Source organism: Mycolicibacterium sichuanense (assembly GCF_033741125.1).
Lineage (GTDB): Bacteria > Actinomycetota > Actinomycetes > Mycobacteriales > Mycobacteriaceae > Mycobacterium.
Map to the genome: position 1 here is coordinate 293,815 of NZ_JAWQPU010000001.1, position 18,278 is coordinate 312,092.

12 protein-coding genes are annotated in these 18,278 nt (G+C 67.7%); 11 read left to right on the forward strand and 1 reads right to left on the reverse strand.

The genetic code is table 11. From position 1 onward, the window contains the following. Positions 1-137 precede the first annotated feature (137 nt). From rplJ to SBI80_RS01410, 8 genes are all read left to right on the forward strand, one after another. Entirely contained in the window at positions 138-677 is a 540-nt protein-coding gene (gene rplJ / locus SBI80_RS01375; RefSeq protein WP_318972581.1) for a 50S ribosomal protein L10, read from the forward strand. Between the two features lie 47 nt (positions 678-724). Next, positions 725-1,111, forward strand: a complete 387-nt coding sequence (rplL, locus tag SBI80_RS01380) for a 50S ribosomal protein L7/L12 (protein WP_318972583.1) — start codon at positions 725-727, stop codon at positions 1,109-1,111. Positions 1,112-1,303: 192 nt separating this feature from the next. Beyond that, positions 1,304-2,392 (forward strand): ABC transporter ATP-binding protein, encoded by a 1,089-nt coding sequence (locus tag SBI80_RS01385; RefSeq protein ID WP_318972585.1) that lies wholly within the window; start codon positions 1,304-1,306, stop codon positions 2,390-2,392. Positions 2,393-2,469: 77 nt separating this feature from the next. Then, on the forward strand, positions 2,470-3,138 hold the full coding sequence (locus SBI80_RS01390) for a class I SAM-dependent methyltransferase (RefSeq protein ID WP_318972587.1): 669 nt from the start codon (positions 2,470-2,472) through the stop codon (positions 3,136-3,138). Between the two features lie 67 nt (positions 3,139-3,205). Beyond that, the gene (locus tag SBI80_RS01395; RefSeq protein ID WP_318972589.1) at positions 3,206-5,356 is read left to right on the forward strand and encodes a lipocalin family protein; all 2,151 of its coding nucleotides are present in this window, start codon (positions 3,206-3,208) and stop codon (positions 5,354-5,356) included. Positions 5,357-5,722: 366 nt separating this feature from the next. Next, positions 5,723-9,244: a DNA-directed RNA polymerase subunit beta gene (rpoB, locus tag SBI80_RS01400; RefSeq protein ID WP_318972591.1), complete on the forward strand. Its 3,522-nt coding sequence runs from the start codon at positions 5,723-5,725 to the stop codon at positions 9,242-9,244. Between the two features lie 72 nt (positions 9,245-9,316). Continuing rightward, positions 9,317-13,267 carry a DNA-directed RNA polymerase subunit beta' gene (locus SBI80_RS01405; protein ID WP_318972592.1) on the forward strand — a complete coding sequence of 1,317 codons (3,951 nt, stop codon included), beginning with the start codon at positions 9,317-9,319 and terminating at the stop codon, positions 13,265-13,267. Between the two features lie 216 nt (positions 13,268-13,483). Next, complete coding sequence (locus SBI80_RS01410) at positions 13,484-14,287, forward strand: type IV toxin-antitoxin system AbiEi family antitoxin (protein ID WP_318973633.1); 804 nt, start codon at positions 13,484-13,486, stop codon at positions 14,285-14,287. Positions 14,288-14,370: 83 nt separating this feature from the next. Here SBI80_RS01410 and SBI80_RS01415 read toward each other — a convergent pair whose 3' ends face one another. Beyond that, positions 14,371-15,213: a class II fructose-bisphosphate aldolase gene (locus tag SBI80_RS01415; RefSeq protein WP_318972594.1), complete on the reverse strand. Its 843-nt coding sequence runs from the start codon at positions 15,211-15,213 to the stop codon at positions 14,371-14,373. Positions 15,214-15,297: 84 nt separating this feature from the next. Between SBI80_RS01415 and SBI80_RS01420 the strand changes: the two genes are divergently transcribed. The 3 genes from SBI80_RS01420 to SBI80_RS01430 are packed head-to-tail and all read left to right on the forward strand — an operon-like array spanning position 15,298 to position 18,271. Then, the gene (locus SBI80_RS01420) at positions 15,298-16,551 is read left to right on the forward strand and encodes an FGGY family carbohydrate kinase (protein ID WP_318972596.1); all 1,254 of its coding nucleotides are present in this window, start codon (positions 15,298-15,300) and stop codon (positions 16,549-16,551) included. Next, the gene (locus tag SBI80_RS01425) at positions 16,548-17,330 is read left to right on the forward strand and encodes a DeoR/GlpR family DNA-binding transcription regulator (protein WP_318972598.1); all 783 of its coding nucleotides are present in this window, start codon (positions 16,548-16,550) and stop codon (positions 17,328-17,330) included. Before SBI80_RS01420 ends, SBI80_RS01425 begins: the two co-directional genes overlap by 4 nt. Then, positions 17,327-18,271, forward strand: a complete 945-nt coding sequence (locus tag SBI80_RS01430) for a 1-phosphofructokinase family hexose kinase (protein ID WP_318972600.1) — start codon at positions 17,327-17,329, stop codon at positions 18,269-18,271. The genes SBI80_RS01425 and SBI80_RS01430 overlap by 4 nt, the downstream gene beginning before the upstream one ends. Positions 18,272-18,278 lie beyond the last annotated feature (7 nt).

Below are 18,278 nucleotides of genomic sequence, written 5' to 3' on the forward strand. Positions count from 1 at the left end.
GGCGGCCCACGCAGGAGGACCAGGTATTCGTGTTCGTTCACGCCCCGGGCCGCTCTTGCGCCGGGGCGTTCGTCGTTTCTGGCCCCTCGCGACGCTCGTCGGTGACAACACCCGACATCATTCACGAGGAGGCATGCATGGCCAAGGCTGACAAGGCCACCGCGGTCGCCGACATCGCCGAACGGTTCAAGGAGGCGACGGCCACCGTCGTCACCGAGTACCGCGGACTATCGGTAGCCAACCTTGCCGATCTGCGCAAGTCGCTCGGCGAGTTCGCCAGCTACACGGTCGCCAAGAACACGCTGGTCAAGCGGGCAGCGTCCGAGGCCGGCGTCGAGGGTCTCGACGAGCTGTTCGCCGGACCCACGGCGATCGCATTCATCAACGGTGAGCCCGTCGACGCCGCCAAGGCGATCAAGACCTTTGCCAAGGATCACAAGGCACTGGTCATCAAGGGCGGCTACATGGACGGTCGCGCGCTGACCGTCTCCGAAGTCGAGCGCATCGCGGACCTGGAGTCGCGCGAGGTGCTGCTGGCCAAGCTGGCCGGCGCCATGAAGGGCAAGACGAGTCAGGCTGCTGCGCTGTTCGCAGCTCCCGCGTCTCAGATCGCCCGGCTGGCCGCAGCTCTGCAGGACAAGAAGGCGGCAGAGGGTTCCACCGAACCCGCCGCCTGACCAGAACCACCCCACCCACACGTAAGTAACAAGGAAGGACCAACACCATGGCCAAGCTCAGCACCGACGAATTGCTCGACGCCTTCAAGGAAATGACCCTGCTGGAGCTCTCGGAGTTCGTGAAGCAGTTCGAGGAGACCTTCGACGTCACCGCGGCCGCCCCGGTCGCCGTTGCCGCCGCGGGCGCCGCTCCGGCCGCCGCCGACGCTGCTGAAGAGCAGTCCGAGTTCGACGTCATCCTCGAGGGTGCCGGCGAGAAGAAGATCGGCGTCATCAAGGTCGTCCGCGAGATCGTCTCCGGCCTGGGCCTCAAGGAGGCCAAGGACCTCGTCGACAGCGCCCCCAAGCCGCTGCTCGAGAAGGTCAACAAGGAGGCCGCCGACGACGCCAAGGCCAAGCTCGAGGCCGCAGGCGCGACGGTCACCGTCAAGTAATTCGTCTGACAGACAGCGGGGTCCGGCCGGTTGCGGTCGGGCCCCGCTTCTTTCGTTGGGGATGCTGGCAAAGTCTGGACGGTCCAAACCGCGAGGTGCATGACGTGTTGCCAGAATTGCTCGTAGGCTACAGTGACTCAAGCCACAGGCGGGTGTCTGACGGCAAAGATCGGTTTGGCGGAAGGATCGCGCGTGGGTATCGGTATCCAGGTTGAGGGACTGACCAAGTCCTTCGGGCCCCAGCGAATCTGGGAGGACGTGACCTTCGATCTGCCCGCGGGTGAGGTCAGCGTGCTGCTGGGGCCGTCGGGTACTGGTAAGTCGGTGTTCTTGAAGTCGTTGATCGGTCTGCTGCGCCCCGAGCGCGGCAAGATCATCGTCGATGGCACCAACATCATCGAGTGCTCGGCCAAGGAGCTCTACGAGATCCGCACCCTGTTCGGGGTGATGTTCCAGGACGGCGCCCTGTTCGGCTCGATGTCGCTGTATGACAACACGGCGTTCCCCCTTCGTGAGCACACGAAGAAGAAGGAATCCGAGATCCGTCAGATCGTGATGGAGAAGCTGGACCTGGTCGGTCTGACCGGGGATGAGACGAAGTTCCCCGGGGAGATCTCCGGTGGTATGCGCAAGCGTGCCGGGCTGGCCCGCTCGCTGGTGCTGGACCCGCAGATCATCCTGTGCGACGAGCCGGACTCGGGTCTGGATCCGGTGCGTACGGCGTACCTGAGCCAGTTGCTGATCGACATCAACGCCCAGATCGACTGCACCATCCTGATCGTCACGCACAACATCAACATCGCCCGCACGGTGCCCGACAACATGGGCATGTTGTTCCGCAAGCACTTGGTGATGTTCGGTCCGCGTGAGGTGTTGTTGACCTCTGATGAGCCGGTGGTCAAGCAGTTCCTCAACGGTCGCCGGATCGGGCCGATCGGGATGTCGGAGGAGAAGGACGAGTCGACGATGGCCGAGGAGCAGGCCATGATCGATGCAGGGCACCACGATGGTGGGACCGAGGAGATCGAGGGGGTGCCGCCGCAGGTGAATGCGACTCCGGGGATGCCCGAGCGCAAGGCGGTCGCGCGTCGGCAGGCGCGGGTGCGCGAGATCATGCATACCTTGCCCCCGGCCGCGCAGGAGGCCATCCGCGCCGACCTCGACGGCACCAACCAGCATCCCGGTTACAACCCGGACAACGACGCCACCGCCCGGCACCGCAATTCGGTCGCCGCGGAGGAAGAAGCGCCCACCGCGTCCATCCCCGTCGCCAAGGAGTGACGCCCGCCGGTCCCGACCGGAGAGTCCGCGCGCTGCTGAATCGTCCTGCCTCCGAGGTGGACGGCTACCTCGACGTCATGGGTGCAGCGCAGGTTCCGCAGACCACCGGCCAACGGATGATGGGCTCCACGCTGCTGCCGCAGATCTACGAGCGAGTGTGGCGACCCGTCCTGTTCCGCGGATTCACCGCCCGCAACACCGCGCAGGAGGATCGCCGGAGGCTGCAGTTGCTCGACATCGCACCCGGTGACGTCGTCCTCGACGTCGCCTGCGGCCCCGGAAACACCACGCGCTCATTGCTCGGCGAACTGGGGCCCGACGGTTTGGCGGTCGGAGTGGACAGTTCGGCGACGATGCTGGCGCAGGCGGTCCGCGAGAGCACGCCTGGCAGCCCAGTCGGCTACGTCCGTGCCGACGCCGCCGATCTGCCCTTCGCCGATCGCACCTTCGACGCGGTGAGTTGCTACGGGGCGCTGTATCTCATGGACGATCCGTTCGGTGCGCTGCGCGAGATGACCCGCCTGCTCAAGCCAGGGGGACGCGTCGCCGTGCTGACGACGTGCGCCCGCGGACCCGCGCCGGTGCGTCGGCTCGGCGCCGCGATGTCCCGGAAGGCGCCGCTGCGGATCTTCGACGTCGACGAGATCACCGACGTCCTGCGCGACGCCGGGCTGGTGGACGTGACGCGCTACGTCTCGGCGGCCTCGCAGACGGTCGCCGGCCGACGGCCTTCCGACGAGAAGTGATGTCGCAATTCTGACGTTGGTGACAATTGGGTTCCGAACCGCCGGTCGTCGTGGTTAAGGTCCGTCGGTGGAGTCCAGAAGGGCACTGCGGTGGCTGTGGATCGCGGCCGCCGGAGCAGGAATCGCGCTCGGCGCCGGAAGCGGCGTCGCCGTCGCCGAGTCGGGTGCCTCCGACGCGGGGCCGGGACCGTCGGCGAGTGAATCGTCGCAGACTGCCCAGCCCGCCACCGGAGGCTCGGACGTCGCGAAATCCGCGAACGACGTTGGCAAGCACCAGGATTCGGACGGTGGCTCCGGGGACGCCGGTAAGCCGACGGGCACCGTGAGTGCCGCCACCGTGACTGTCCGCCATGACGACACGCAGACCGCGGCCTCCGTCGAACAACCGAAGGCCGCGGTCGACCAGACGAAGCCGCCGGTCGAACAGACGAAGCCGGCGGCGGAACAGACGACGGCGGCGGTCGAACAGACGAAGCCGGTGGCGTCCGCCAAGCAACCCGACGTCGCACCCGAACCGGTGGCCGCGAAGGAGGTCGAGACGCCGGTCGCGATCACGCCTGCGCCGTCGACGTCGCACGCCGAGGCGGCCCCAGCCAGCGAGGCGCAACCGCAGGGCGCAGCCGCCGTGCAATCGCAGCCCGAGCCCATCGCGGCCGCGGAGGTCTCCCAGGTCACCCCGGCCAGCACCCTGGCCGCGCCCGTCGCGCGCGCCCGGCCCACCCCCGGCCCGATCGCCACCGTGGTGATCAGCCTCCTGAACGTCTTCGGCCTGATGCCGACCCTTCCGCCGGACCCGGTGCACGTCGTCGGCGTCCCGGCCCAGTCCACCCCAGGCACGTCGTCGATCGCCGGCGTGACCGGTGTCGTGACGGGAAGTTCGAGCCTGGCGATCCCGGTCGCCGGCTCGACCTATACCGGGGCGGCCGACTGGTACTTCCCGACCCAGGCCGACGGCACCGTGCAAGCCCAGGGCGTGATGCTGCTGCAGCACGGGTTCCTCGGTTCCAACTTCTGGTACTCGGGTTTGGCCCAGGACTTGGCGCAGCGGACCAACAGCATCGTGGTGGTGCCGAACATCCCGTCGTTCGGCTTCTTCACCTGCAGCGGTTGCACTCTCAGCGCCGTACCCATGCAGCAGGGCGTGGCGGCGTTGTTCGTCGATCCGAGCCGGACGGCGCTCAACGCCAGCGCCGCGGCGGCGGGCTACCAGGGCGTGCTGCCGGAGAACGTCGTCCTGACCGGGCACTCGGCGGGCGGGGGACTGGCCGCGGCGGCGGGCGGCTTCTACGCCGACGCCGTGACACCGGCGACCAATGCCCTCAAGGGCGTCGTCATGTACGACGGCGTCTCCTCCAACGGCACCTTCGCGGGCGCCGTCGCGAGCCTGGATCGGCTGAACGTCCCGCTGTATCAGATCGCCGCGCCCCCGCAGGCGTGGAACGCCAACGGCCAGACCACCAACGACCTGGTGGCGCTGCATCCGAATCAGTTCGTCGGCGACGTGCTGGCCAACGGCTCGCACGTCGACTCCCTGATCGGCGGCAATCCGACCATCGACTTCTTCAGCCAGCTGTTCATCAAGCCCTCCCCGCCGGGCAACACCCAGGCCGTCTACACGCTGGCCAATGGCTGGATCAACGACATGTACGCCGGGCTCGGGCCGACGAACGGCGGGTACGGGACGTACGGCGCGCCCGACCAGTACGTCGTTCTTGGGCAGGCTGCGGCCGTCGTCCTCGGACCGCCGCCCGTCGTCGACCTCCAGCGCTACCTCGGCACCTGGTACGAGGTGGGCAGCGTGCGGCAGTTCTTCTCGATCGGGCTGGTCAACACCACGGCCGTCTACAGCCTCGATCCGGATGGTTCGATCCGGGTCGAGAACTCTGGCAACTACTTCTTCGACAACGGACCGCTGTCGACGATCGTCGGCACCGCGCTACCGGTCGATTCCACCAACGACAAGCTGAACGTGACGTTCTTCGGGCCACCGTCGGCAGCTCCGCCCGGCAATTACTGGATCGTCGACCTGGCCCCCGATTACAGCTGGGCCATCGTCAGCGACCCCAGCGGTCTCACGGGGTTCCTGCTGAGCCGCACCCGCACCGTCTCGAGCGGGCTTTCCCAGGAGCTGCTGAATCGGGCTTCGGTGAAGGGGGTCAAACGGTGGATCATCCCGACCCGCCAACCCGCGGCGGCTCGGGATGCCGTCTCGGTCTAGTTCCTACCGGCGAGTTTTCCTCTCCAAACCGCGTGTGAACTCTTGACGGAAACGCGAAACCGGGCAATTCTGTTGGTCAGCAATGTACGCACGGGTTGAAGGATCTAGCCGCCAGCCAGCGCCTGGGCTGCCTTACCATGCGGTTGTTGAGGAATGCGCCGTTCTGCGCTAGTGTTGGACGTTGCGCTGGCTGCATCCTGCCCACCCTCACCCGCCTCTTGACACCGTGGTCCTAGCCTGAGCTCTGCTCAGCGAGCTAGTCGTGTGCCATGACCGGGAAGCTCGGGCCTGAGAACGCCAGCCGAACCTAACGCAGATAACGCGGCAAAGGATCCGGTTCAGGCCGGTCTCCGATCGTCGCATCCGGTGCTGGAAGGATGCATCTTGGCAGTCTCTCGCCAGAGCAAGTCAGTAGAAAACCCCAACAACTCCGTTCCTGGAGCACCTAACAGAGTCTCGTTCGCCAAGCTTCGTGAGCCCCTCGAGGTTCCCGGCCTGCTCGACGTGCAGACCGATTCCTTCGAATGGCTGATCGGCTCCGACAGCTGGCGCGAGAAGGCACTCGAGCGCGGCGAGGTCAACCCCGTCGGCGGCCTCGAGGAGGTGCTCACTGAGTTGTCGCCGATCGAGGACTTCGCCGGCACGCTGTCGCTGAGCTTCTCCGATCCGCGCTTCGACGAGGTCAAGGCACCCGTCGACGACTGCAAGGAGAAGGATCAGACCTACGCGGCGCCGCTGTTCGTCACCGCGGAGTTCATCAACAACACCACCGGCGAGATCAAGAGCCAGACCGTCTTCATGGGTGACTTCCCCATGATGACCGAGAAGGGCACCTTCATCATCAACGGCACCGAGCGTGTCGTGGTGTCCCAGCTGGTCCGCTCGCCCGGCGTCTACTTCGACAAGAGCAAGGACAAGGCCACCGAGAACGACCTGACCAGCGTCAAGGTCATCCCCGGTCGCGGCGCCTGGCTCGAGTTCGACGTCGACAAGCGCGCCACCGTCGGCGTGCGCATCGACCGCAAGCGTCGCCAGCCCGTCACCGTGCTGCTGAAGGCGCTGGGCTGGACCAGCGAGCAGATCACCGAGCGCTTCGGCTTCTCCGAGATCATGATGTCCACCCTCGAGAAGGACAGCACCGCCGGTCCCGACGAGGCACTGCTCGACATCTACCGGAAGCTGCGCCCGGGCGAGCCGCCCACCAAGGAATCCGCGCAGACCCTGCTGGAGAACCTGTTCTTCAAGGAGAAGCGCTACGACCTGGCCCGCGTGGGCCGCTACAAGGTCAACAAGAAGCTGGGCCTCAACGCCGGCCAGCCGATCACCAGCTCGACGCTGACCGAAGAGGACATCGTCGCCACCATCGAGTACCTGGTGCGCCTGCACGAGGGCCAGACCACGATGACCGCTCCCGGCGGCGTCGAGGTACCGGTCGAGGTGGACGACATCGATCACTTCGGCAACCGTCGTCTGCGTACCGTCGGCGAGCTGATCCAGAATCAGATCCGCGTCGGCCTGTCGCGCATGGAGCGCGTCGTGCGTGAGCGCATGACCACCCAGGACGTCGAGGCGATCACGCCGCAGACCCTGATCAACATCCGTCCCGTCGTGGCGGCGATCAAGGAGTTCTTCGGAACGTCGCAGCTGTCGCAGTTCATGGACCAGAACAACCCGCTGTCGGGCCTGACCCACAAGCGCCGCCTGTCGGCGCTGGGCCCCGGTGGTCTGTCCCGTGAGCGCGCCGGCCTCGAGGTCCGCGACGTGCACTCCAGCCACTACGGCCGGATGTGCCCGATCGAGACCCCGGAAGGCCCGAACATCGGCCTGATCGGTTCGCTGTCGGTGTACGCGCGGGTCAACCCGTTCGGCTTCATCGAGACCCCGTACCGCAAGGTCGTCGACGGCGTCGTGACCGACGAGATCCACCACCTCACCGCCGACGAGGAGGACCGCCACGTGGTGGCGCAGGCCAACTCGCCGATCGACGACGAAGGCCGGTTCACCGAGTCGCGCGTCCTGGTCCGCCGTAAGGGCGGCGAGGTCGAGTACGTCTCGTCCACCGAGGTCGACTACATGGACGTCTCGCCGCGCCAGATGGTGTCGGTCGCGACGGCGATGATCCCGTTCCTCGAGCACGACGACGCCAACCGCGCCCTGATGGGTGCCAACATGCAGCGCCAGGCGGTTCCGCTGGTGCGCAGCGAGGCCCCGCTCGTCGGTACCGGCATGGAACTGCGTGCCGCGATCGACGCCGGCGACGTGGTCGTCGCCGGCAAGGCCGGCGTCATCGAAGAGGTGTCCGCCGACTACGTCACCGTGATGGCCGACGACGGCACCCGGCACACCTACCGGATGCGCAAGTTCGCCCGCTCCAACCACGGCACCTGCGCCAACCAGCGTCCGATCGTGGACGCCGGACAGCGTGTCGAGGCCGGACAGGTCATCGCCGACGGACCGTGCACCGAGAACGGTGAGATGGCGCTAGGCAAGAACCTGCTGGTCGCGATCATGCCGTGGGAGGGTCACAACTACGAGGACGCGATCATCCTGTCGCAGCGTCTGGTCGAAGAGGACGTGCTCACCTCGATTCACATCGAAGAGCACGAAATCGACGCCCGTGACACCAAGCTGGGCGCCGAGGAGATCACCCGGGACATCCCGAACGTCTCCGACGAGGTGCTGGCCGATCTCGACGAGCGCGGCATCGTCCGCATCGGTGCCGAGGTCCGCGACGGCGACATCCTGGTCGGCAAGGTCACGCCCAAGGGCGAGACCGAGCTGACCCCGGAGGAGCGCCTGCTGCGTGCCATCTTCGGTGAGAAGGCCCGCGAGGTTCGCGACACGTCGCTCAAGGTGCCCCACGGCGAGTCCGGCAAGGTCATCGGCGTGCGGATGTTCTCCCGCGAGGAGGACGACGAGCTGCCCGCCGGCGTCAATGAGCTGGTCCGCGTCTACGTGGCCCAGAAGCGCAAGATCTCCGACGGCGACAAGCTCGCCGGACGCCACGGCAACAAGGGCGTCATCGGCAAGATCCTGCCGATCGAGGACATGCCGTTCATGCCGGACGGCACGCCGGTCGACATCATCCTGAACACGCACGGTGTGCCGCGACGGATGAACATCGGTCAGATCCTCGAGACGCACCTGGGCTGGGTTGCCAAGGCCGGCTGGAACATTCAGGTGGCCGGCGGCGACGGCGGCGAGCTGCCGGACTGGGCGGAGAACCTGCCCGACGAGCTGCTCTCGGCACCGGCGGACAGCATCGTCTCCACGCCCGTCTTCGACGGTGCGCGCGAGAACGAGCTGCAGGGTCTGCTCGGCGCGACGCTGCCGAACCGGGACGGCGACGTGATGGTCGACGCCGACGGCAAGTCCGTGCTCTACGACGGACGCAGCGGCGAACCGTTCCCGTACCCGGTGACGGTCGGCTACATGTACATCCTGAAGCTGCACCACTTGGTGGACGACAAGATTCACGCTCGCTCCACCGGCCCGTACTCGATGATCACGCAGCAGCCGCTGGGTGGTAAGGCGCAGTTCGGTGGCCAGCGGTTCGGTGAGATGGAGTGCTGGGCCATGCAGGCCTACGGCGCGGCGTACACGCTGCAGGAGCTCTTGACCATCAAGTCCGACGACACCGTCGGCCGGGTCAAGGTCTACGAGGCGATCGTCAAGGGCGAGAACATCCCCGAGCCCGGTATCCCGGAGTCGTTCAAGGTGTTGCTCAAGGAGCTGCAGTCGCTGTGCCTCAACGTCGAGGTGCTCTCCAGTGAGGGCACCGCGATCGAGATGCGCGACAGCGACGACGAGGACCTGGAGCGCGCTGCCGCGAACCTGGGAATCAACCTGTCCCGCAACGAGTCTCCGTCGGTCGAGGATCTCGCTTAAGTGTCTTGGGGACCCCCGCGGTCCGCGCTGTGATTGATAGTCATCTAGTCCCGCAAGGGGAAAGGGAGTTACGTGCTCGACGTCAACTTCTTCGATGAACTCCGCATTGGCCTTGCCACTGCGGACGACATCCGCAACTGGTCCTACGGCGAAGTCAAGAAGCCGGAGACCATCAACTACCGCACGCTCAAGCCCGAGAAGGACGGCCTGTTCTGCGAGAAGATCTTCGGACCGACTCGCGACTGGGAGTGCTACTGCGGCAAGTACAAGCGCGTGCGCTTCAAGGGCATCGTCTGTGAGCGCTGCGGCGTCGAGGTGACTCGCGCCAAGGTGCGTCGTGAGCGGATGGGCCACATCGAACTGGCCGCGCCCGTCACGCACATCTGGTACTTCAAGGGTGTGCCGAGCCGTCTCGGCTACCTGCTGGACCTCGCCCCGAAGGATCTCGAGAAGATCATCTACTTCGCGGCGTACGTGATCACCTCGGTCGACACCGAGCAGCGTCACAACGACCTGTCGACGCTCGAGGCCGAGATGGTCGTCGAGAAGAAGGCGGTCGAGGACCAGCGCGACGTCGATCTGGCCGAGCGCTCGCAGAAGCTGGAAGCCGATCTCGCCGAGTTGGAGCGCGATGGCGCAAAGTCCGACGTGCGCCGCAAGGTGCGCGACGGCGGCGAGCGTGAGATGCGTCAGCTCCGCGACCGGGCCCAGCGCGAGCTGGACCGCCTCGACGAGGTCTGGACGACGTTCACCAAGCTGGCTCCCAAGCAGCTGATCGTCGATGAGCTGCTCTACCGCGAGCTCATCGACCGCTACGGCGAGTACTTCCAGGGCGCCATGGGTGCGGAGTCGATCAAGAAGCTCATCGAGAACTTCGACATCGACGCCGAGGCCGAGAGCCTGCGCGACACCATCAAGAACGGCAAGGGCCAGAAGAAGCTTCGCGCCCTCAAGCGTCTGAAGGTCGTCGCGGCATTCCAGATGAACCGCAACTCGCCCATGGGCATGGTGCTCGACGCCGTTCCGGTGATCCCGCCGGAGCTGCGCCCGATGGTCCAGCTCGACGGTGGCCGCTTCGCCACCTCCGACCTGAACGATCTGTACCGCCGCGTCATCAACCGCAACAACCGGTTGAAGCGACTGATCGACCTCGGTGCGCCCGAGATCATCGTCAACAACGAGAAGCGCATGCTCCAGGAGTCCGTTGACGCGCTGTTCGACAACGGTCGTCGTGGCCGCCCCGTCACCGGGCCGGGCAACCGTCCGCTGAAGTCGCTGAGCGATCTGCTCAAGGGCAAGCAGGGCCGGTTCCGTCAGAACCTGCTCGGCAAGCGCGTCGACTACTCGGGCCGTTCGGTCATCGTCGTCGGCCCGCAGCTCAAGCTGCACCAGTGCGGTCTGCCCAAGCTGATGGCACTCGAGCTGTTCAAGCCGTTCGTGATGAAGCGTCTGGTCGACCTGAACCACGCGCAGAACATCAAGAGCGCCAAGCGGATGGTGGAACGTCAGCGCCCCCAGGTGTGGGACGTCCTCGAAGAGGTCATCTCCGAGCACCCAGTGCTGCTGAACCGCGCACCAACGCTGCACCGCCTGGGCATCCAGGCCTTCGAGCCGCAGCTGGTGGAAGGCAAGGCAATTCAGCTGCACCCGCTGGTCTGTGAGGCCTTCAACGCCGACTTCGACGGTGACCAGATGGCAGTCCACCTGCCGCTGTCCGCCGAGGCGCAGGCCGAGGCCCGCATCCTGATGCTGTCGTCGAACAACATCCTGTCTCCCGCGTCGGGCCGCCCGCTGGCCATGCCGCGTCTGGACATGGTGACCGGTCTGTTCTTCCTGACCACCGAGATCGAGGGTGACAGGGGCGAATACACCCCTGCCTCCACCGATCAGCCGGAGTCCGGTGTCTTCAGCTCGCCCGCCGAGGCCATCATGGCCCTGGATCGGGAGACGCTGTCGGTGCGGGCCAAGATCAAGGTTCGGCTGACGCATCTGCGTCCGCCCGCCGACGTCGAGGCCGCACAGTTCCCGGACGGCTGGAAGATGGGCGACGCCTGGTTGGCGGAGACCACCCTGGGCCGCGTGCTCTTCAACGAGTTGCTGCCGCGGGGCTACCCGTTCGTCAACAAGCAGATGCACAAGAAGGTCCAGGCGTCGATCATCAACGATCTCGCCGAGCGCTACCCGATGATCGTGGTGGCGCAGACCGTCGACAAGCTCAAGGACGCCGGCTTCCACTGGGCCACCCGCTCGGGTGTCACGGTGTCCATGGCCGACGTGCTGGTGCCGCCGAACAAGGCTCAGATCCTCGACGGCTACGAGCAGCAGGCCGACGCCATCGAGCGCAAGTACCAGCGTGGTCTGCTCGAGAAGGTCGAGCGCACCGATGCCCTGGTCAAGATCTGGAAGGAAGCCACCGAAGAGGTCGGTAACGCGCTGCGGGATCACTACCCGTCGACGAACTCGATCATCACGCTGATCGACTCCGGCGCCACCGGTACCTTCAACCAGACGCGAACGCTGGCCGGCATGAAGGGCCTGGTGACGAACCCGAAGGGTGAGTTCATCCCGCGCCCGATCAAGTCGTCCTTCCGTGAGGGCCTGACCGTGTTGGAGTACTTCATCAACACGCACAGCGCCCGAAAGGGTCTGGCCGACACCGCACTTCGTACCGCTGACTCGGGTTACCTGACCCGTCGTCTGGTCGACGTGAGCCAGGACGTCATCGTGCGCGAGCACGATTGCCAGACCGAGCGCGGCATCATGACCACGATCGCGTCGGTCGAGGCCGACGGCACCCTGACCCGCGACGCGCACGTCGAGACCTCGACGTACGCGCGGACGCTGGCCGTGGACGCCGTCGACGCCAACGGCAACGTCGTCGTGGCGCGTGGGCATGACCTGGGCGACCCGGCGATCGACGCACTGCTCGCCGCGGGCATCACCGAGGTGAAGGTCCGCTCGGTGCTGACCTGCACCACGGGCACCGGCGTGTGCGCGACGTGCTACGGCCGTTCGATGGCCACCGGCAAGCTGGTCGACATCGGTGAGGCGGTCGGCATCGTCGCCGCGCAGTCCATCGGTGAGCCCGGCACGCAGCTGACGATGCGTACGTTCAAGCAGGAGGGCGGCGTCGGTGAGGACATCACCGGTGGTCTTCCTCGCGTGCAGGAGCTGTTCGAGGCCCGCGTGCCGCGTAACACCGCTCCGATCGCGGACGTCACGGGTCGGGTGAACATCGAGGTGGGCGAGAAGTTCTACAAGATGACGATCGTCCCGGATGACGGTGGCGAGGAAGTCGTCTACGACAAGCTCACCCGTCGTCAGCGCCTGAAGGTGTTCAAGCACGAGGACGGCTCGGAGCGTCTGCTCACCGACGGCGATCACGTCGTGGTCGGTCAGCAGCTGATGGAGGGCTCGGCCAACCCGCACGAGGTGCTGCGCGTCCAGGGTCCCCGCGAGGTGCAGATCCACCTCGTCAAGGAGGTCCAGGAGGTCTACCGCGCTCAGGGTGTGTCGATCCACGACAAGCACATCGAGGTCATCGTGCGGCAGATGCTGCGTCGCGTGACGATCATCGATTCGGGTTCGACGGAGTTCCTGCCCGGTTCGCTGACCGAGCGTGCGGAGTTCGAGGCCGAGAACCGTCGGGTCGTCGCCGAGGGTGGCGAGCCCGCGGCCGGTCGTCCGGTGCTGATGGGTATCACGAAGGCATCGCTGGCCACGGATTCGTGGCTGTCGGCGGCGTCGTTCCAGGAGACCACGCGAGTCCTGACCGATGCGGCGATCAACTGCCGCAGCGACAGGCTCAACGGTCTGAAGGAGAACGTGATCATCGGCAAGCTGATCCCGGCCGGTACGGGTATCAGCCGCTACCGCAACATCACGGTGCAGCCGACCGAGGAAGCTCGGGCCGCGGCGTACACGATCCCGTCCTACGAGGATCAGTACTACAGCCCGGACTTCGGTCAGGGCTCCGGTGCGGCCGTGCCGCTGGACGATTACGGATTCAGCGACTACCGCTAGTAATCACTTCTGCGCGAGCAGACGTAAATGGCCCCCAATCAGCGCGATTGGGGGCCATTTCCGTCTGTTCGGCAGTGCACAATCGTGGGTTGATCCACAGATCGTTGACGCCGTCTGGTGCGACGCGCGGGCCCGGCACAGCCTGTGGGTGTGTACATACAGGATCTGATCAACGCAGCGGGTGGATTGGCGACGGCGGCCCAGTTGCAGGCCGTGATGTCGCACAGAATGGTCAGGACGCACGTCCGTCTCGGGGACATCGTGCGGGTATGCCATGGCGTGTACGCCCTGTCACAGCCCGATGTGACGGGTCGGTTGGCGGCCCTCGACCTGATGACGGGGCAGCGGATGGTCGCTTGTATGGACACCGCCGCGAAGCTCCATGATTTCGACGTCGAAGCTGATCCGCGCGTACACGTGTTGGATCCCGCCATCCGGATGCGGCCCACGACCGACGTAGTGGTGCACCAGCGCGTGGGCGCTCCGCTAGTGCAGATCGGGGATCGCCTTGCCACCGCGCCAGCCTGGACGGCGGTGGAGGTGGCGCGGACGCTGCGTCGGCCGCGGGCGCTGGCGGTTCTCGATGCGTCCTTGCACGTGGGGGCCTGCACCGTCGACGATCTTCGCGACGCCGTGTGCGAGCAGAAGGGCCGACGGGGAATCGTCCGTGTGCGAGAACTCGTGGAGCACGCGGACGGTCGTGCCGAGTCGCCGATGGAGAGCGAGGCGCGCCTGGTATTCATCGACGGAGGGCTGCCGCCACCCGAGCTGCAGTATGAGATCGTCGACCGATGCGGTGACCTGTGGCGGGCCGACTTCGCCTGGCCCGAGGCAAGGCTCGTCGCCGAGTACGACAGCATGCAATGGCATGCGACGCCTGCCGCGCTCAAGCACGATCGGATCAAGATGGCCCGACTGCAGGAGTGCGGCTTCAGCGTGGTGCCGATCGTCGTCGACGATGTCCGTGGTCGACCATGGGCACTCGTGGAACGCCTCTCCAGTCACTTGGCTAACCCGTGACCGTGCCGAGCAGACACAAACGGCCCTGAAAAGGCACGTTCGAGGGCACTTTGCGACTGCTCGCGGGGTGGGGGTGGGCGGGGTCAGCCGCCGATGACGTCGAGCAGGTGCGCGACGGTGTCGGCGATCGCGGCGCGCGCCGCGCGCAACGCCCGGCGCGGGTCGGCGGCGTCCTCGTCGGCCAGGGCGGCGCGCACGGCACCGGTGTAGGCGACGTTCAGCGCGGTGCCGATGTTCACCTTGGCGATGCCCGCGCGCACCGCGGCCCGCAGCGCGTCGTCCGGGACTCCCGAGGAACCGTGCAGCACCAGCGGCACGGGCACCGCGTCGCGCAGCGCGGCGATGAGCTCGAGGTCGAGTTCGGCGGTCCTGGTGGTCATCGCGTGCGAGCTGCCGACGGCGACGGCCAGCGCGTCGACCTCCGTGGCATCGACGAATTCGGCCGCCTGCCGGGGATCGGTGCGCACGTCGGGAGAGTGCGCGCTCGACACCTGGCCATCCTTGCCGCCCACGTAGCCGAGCTCGGCCTCCACCGCGAGGCCCTTGGCGTGCAGGGCTGCCGTCGCCTCCGCGGTGACTGCGACGTTGCGCTCGTACGGCAGCGCGCCGCCGTCGACCATCACCGACGAGTATCCGGCGCCGGCGGCCAGCGCCCAGAGGTCGGCGGCCTCGACGTGGTCGAGGTGCAGCGCCATCGGGACCGCGGAAGCACCGGCCATGGCGACCAGGGCGGCCGTCACCGGGTGCAGTGCGCCGTGGAAAGCGACGGTGTTCTCGCTGACCTGCAGGATGACCGGTGCTCCGACCCGCTCGGCGCCAGCCGTGATGCCCTCGGCATGCTCGAGGGTCACCACGTTGAACGCGGCCACCCCGCGCGCACCGGCGGCAGCCGCCGAGACGAGTTCGGCCGTGGTGACCAGCGGCATGATGCTCCTGACGGGGTTGACGAAAATCCAACAGGACGCAACCATATCCAGGAAAACCCAATCAAGGCAATGGGCGGGAGCGCAATGGCGGCATTCGCCGGCCTCGACGTGGGCACCACGTCGAGCAAGGCCGTGGTGTACGGCGACGACGGTGTGGTGCTTGGCTCCGGCCGGGCCGCGACCACCTGGGACACCGGGCCGGCCGGAACCGAGATCGACGCGGAAGCGCTGTGCCGCAGCGCCTTCGACGCCCTCAGTGCCGCGGCCGCCGCGGCCGCGGTGCCGATCGACGCGGTCGGCATCACCAGCATGGGGGAGAGCGGCATCCTGGTCGACGACCGGCAGCGCCCGCTGACCCCCGTCATCGCCTGGCACGACGACCGCGACGACGACGAGGTCGCCGACCTTGCCGCCACCATCGGCGCCGAGGTGTTCGGCGGCATCGCGGGAAAGCCGCTGCGGGGCCAGTTCTCGCTGACCAAGCACCGCTGGCTGCGTCGGCACGTGCCCGTCAGCCGCAGGGCGACCACGCGCTTCGACGTCGGCGGCTGGGTCGTCCGCAGGCTGGGCGGTGACGCCGTCATCGAGCTGTCGCTCGCCGGCCGGACGGGCTGGCTCGACGTCGCCGCGGCGGATTGGTGGGACGAGGCGCTGGCGTGGTCGGGCGCCGACCGCGCGCTCATGCCTCCGCTCGTCGCAGCGGGCATCCCCGTCGGCGCGATCACCTCCGACGCCGTCGACCCCCACCTCCGCGGCGCGGTGCTGACGCTGGCCGGCCACGACCACCAGGCCTCGGCGCTCGGTGCGCGCGCGACCGGCCAAGGCTACGAACTGGATTCGTCGGGTACGGCCGAGGCCCTGGTGCGCACGATCGCACCGGCGCCGCAACGGTCGGCCGTCGCGCGCCTGGCTGCCGCGGGCATCACGACCGATCCGAGCATCGAACCGGGTCGCTGGAGCCTGCTCGGCGGCACCGAGGGCGGGTTGGCCCAGTTGCGTGCGCTGGAACGCCTCGGCGCCGACCTGGCCGAACTCGACGCCGCCGCGGAGCGCGAGCCGGACGCCGGCCCCGGCGCCGAGTGGCGAACGGTGGTGGCCACCGCGGCCGACGAGGCGCTGGCGCTGCATCGTGCAATGGACGAAGTCGTCGGGCCCGCGACCCGGGTGGTGGTCACCGGCGGCTGGCGCCACAGCGCAGAGGTGATGCGCGCCAAGGCCCTTCGGTTCGGACCCCTGGACGTCTCGTCGGTCGAGGAGGCCGGCGCCCTCGGAGCGGCCACCCTCGCGGCGCGGGCCTGCGGTGGGATCGGCGCCGGGGAACACTTGGGGGCTCCGTGACCGGGCATCTCAGGACGTGGTTCGCCGACGAGCGTCACGCCGAGGTGCTCCGGCTGCTGGCCGCCGAGCGCCGGGTCGAAAGTGCCCGTCTGGCAACACTGTTCGGCATCAGTGCCGAGAGCGTGCGCAAGGACCTCGCGCTGCTGGAGGGCCGGGGCCTGCTGCGCCGCGTGCACGGTGGTGCGGTGCCGCGGGAACCCAGCCGCGCCGAACCGAACGTCGCCGATCGCCCGGAACGCCTGGCCGAGAAGTCGGCCATCGCGCGCTGCGCCCTCCGGTTCGTCCCCGAGGGCGGGTCGCTGCTGCTGGACGCCGGCACCACCACCCTGCGATTGGCCGAGCTGCTGCCCGCCGACGGCGGTCTCGTCGTCTACACCAACTCTTGGCCGGTGGGTATCGCCCTGCACGACAGGGGGATCGAGGTGGTGATGCTCGGCGGCCGGATCCGTCCGGTCACGATGGCCGGCGTTGGGGCGCTCACCGCGCAGGCATTGGCCGCCGTCAACGTCGACGTCGCCTTCCTCGGCACCAACGGACTGTCGTTCCAACGCGGGCTCACCACGCCGGATGCCGACGAGGCCGCCGTCAAGAAGCAGATGCTGGCCGCCGCGCGCCAACGCGTCTTCCTGGTCGACTCCAGCAAGTTCGACCGCGCCAGCCTGGCGCGCCACGCCACCCTGGCCGACGTCGACGTGTTGATCACCGACGCCGACGCGACCGAGGAACATCGCGCCCTGCTACGGGCCGAGGGCATCAGCGTCGAGGTGGCCGACCGATGATCGTTACCGTCACGCCCAACCCCAGCTTGGACCGCACGCTGCACCTGCCGCGCCTGGCTCCAGGCGCGGTCAACCGGGCCATCGCGACCATGACCGAACCCAGTGGCAAGGGCGTCAACGTGGCCCTGGCATTGGCCGGTGCCGGAATCGAGGCCCGTGCCGTGCTACCCATCGGCGGCGCCACCGGTGACGAATTGCTGGGCAGGCTGGCGGATTTGGGGCTCCGCACGGTAGCGGTTCCCATCGGCGGGCAGATACGCAGCAACATCTCGCTCGTCGAGGCGGACGGCCGGAGCACCAAGGTCAACGAGCCGGGCCCGGAGCTGTCGGCTGCCGAAGTGGACGCCTTGTGCGCGGCGGCGCTCGATGCGGGTGAAGCCGGCGGCTGGACGCTCTGGGCGGGCAGCCTGCCTGCCGGCTTCGCGCCGGATCGCCTGGCCGCGGCAGTGGCCGACGCCCGGTCCGCGGGACACCGGGTCGCGGTCGACGCCTCTGGCGCCGCACTGCGCGCGGTGCTGAGCAATGCCGGGGTTTCGCTGCCGCAGCTGATCAAACCCAACGCCGACGAACTGGCGGAGGTGGTCGGGACGACGCTCGTCACGATCGGGGACGTGATCGCGGCGGCGGACGCGCTGCTGGCCCGCGGGGTCCGCACCGTGCTGGTGAGCCTCGGGGGCGACGGCGCCGTCCTGGTCGACGCCGAGCTCTCCGAACCGCTGCACGGAACGGCGCCGGCACAGCGCGTGGTCAACACCGTCGGCGCCGGTGACGCCTTCCTCGCCGGCTTCCTCGCCGCACCGGGCGGAGGCGCCGACGGGCTGGCTAGTGCCCTGCGATTCGGTGCGACGGCCGTCGAGCACCAGGGCACGCTGCTGGGGGTGCCCGACCCGAGCCGGCCCGTGCACGTCGGCCCCGCGCGGGCGGACGAGCGCTTGGGCTGACGTGTCG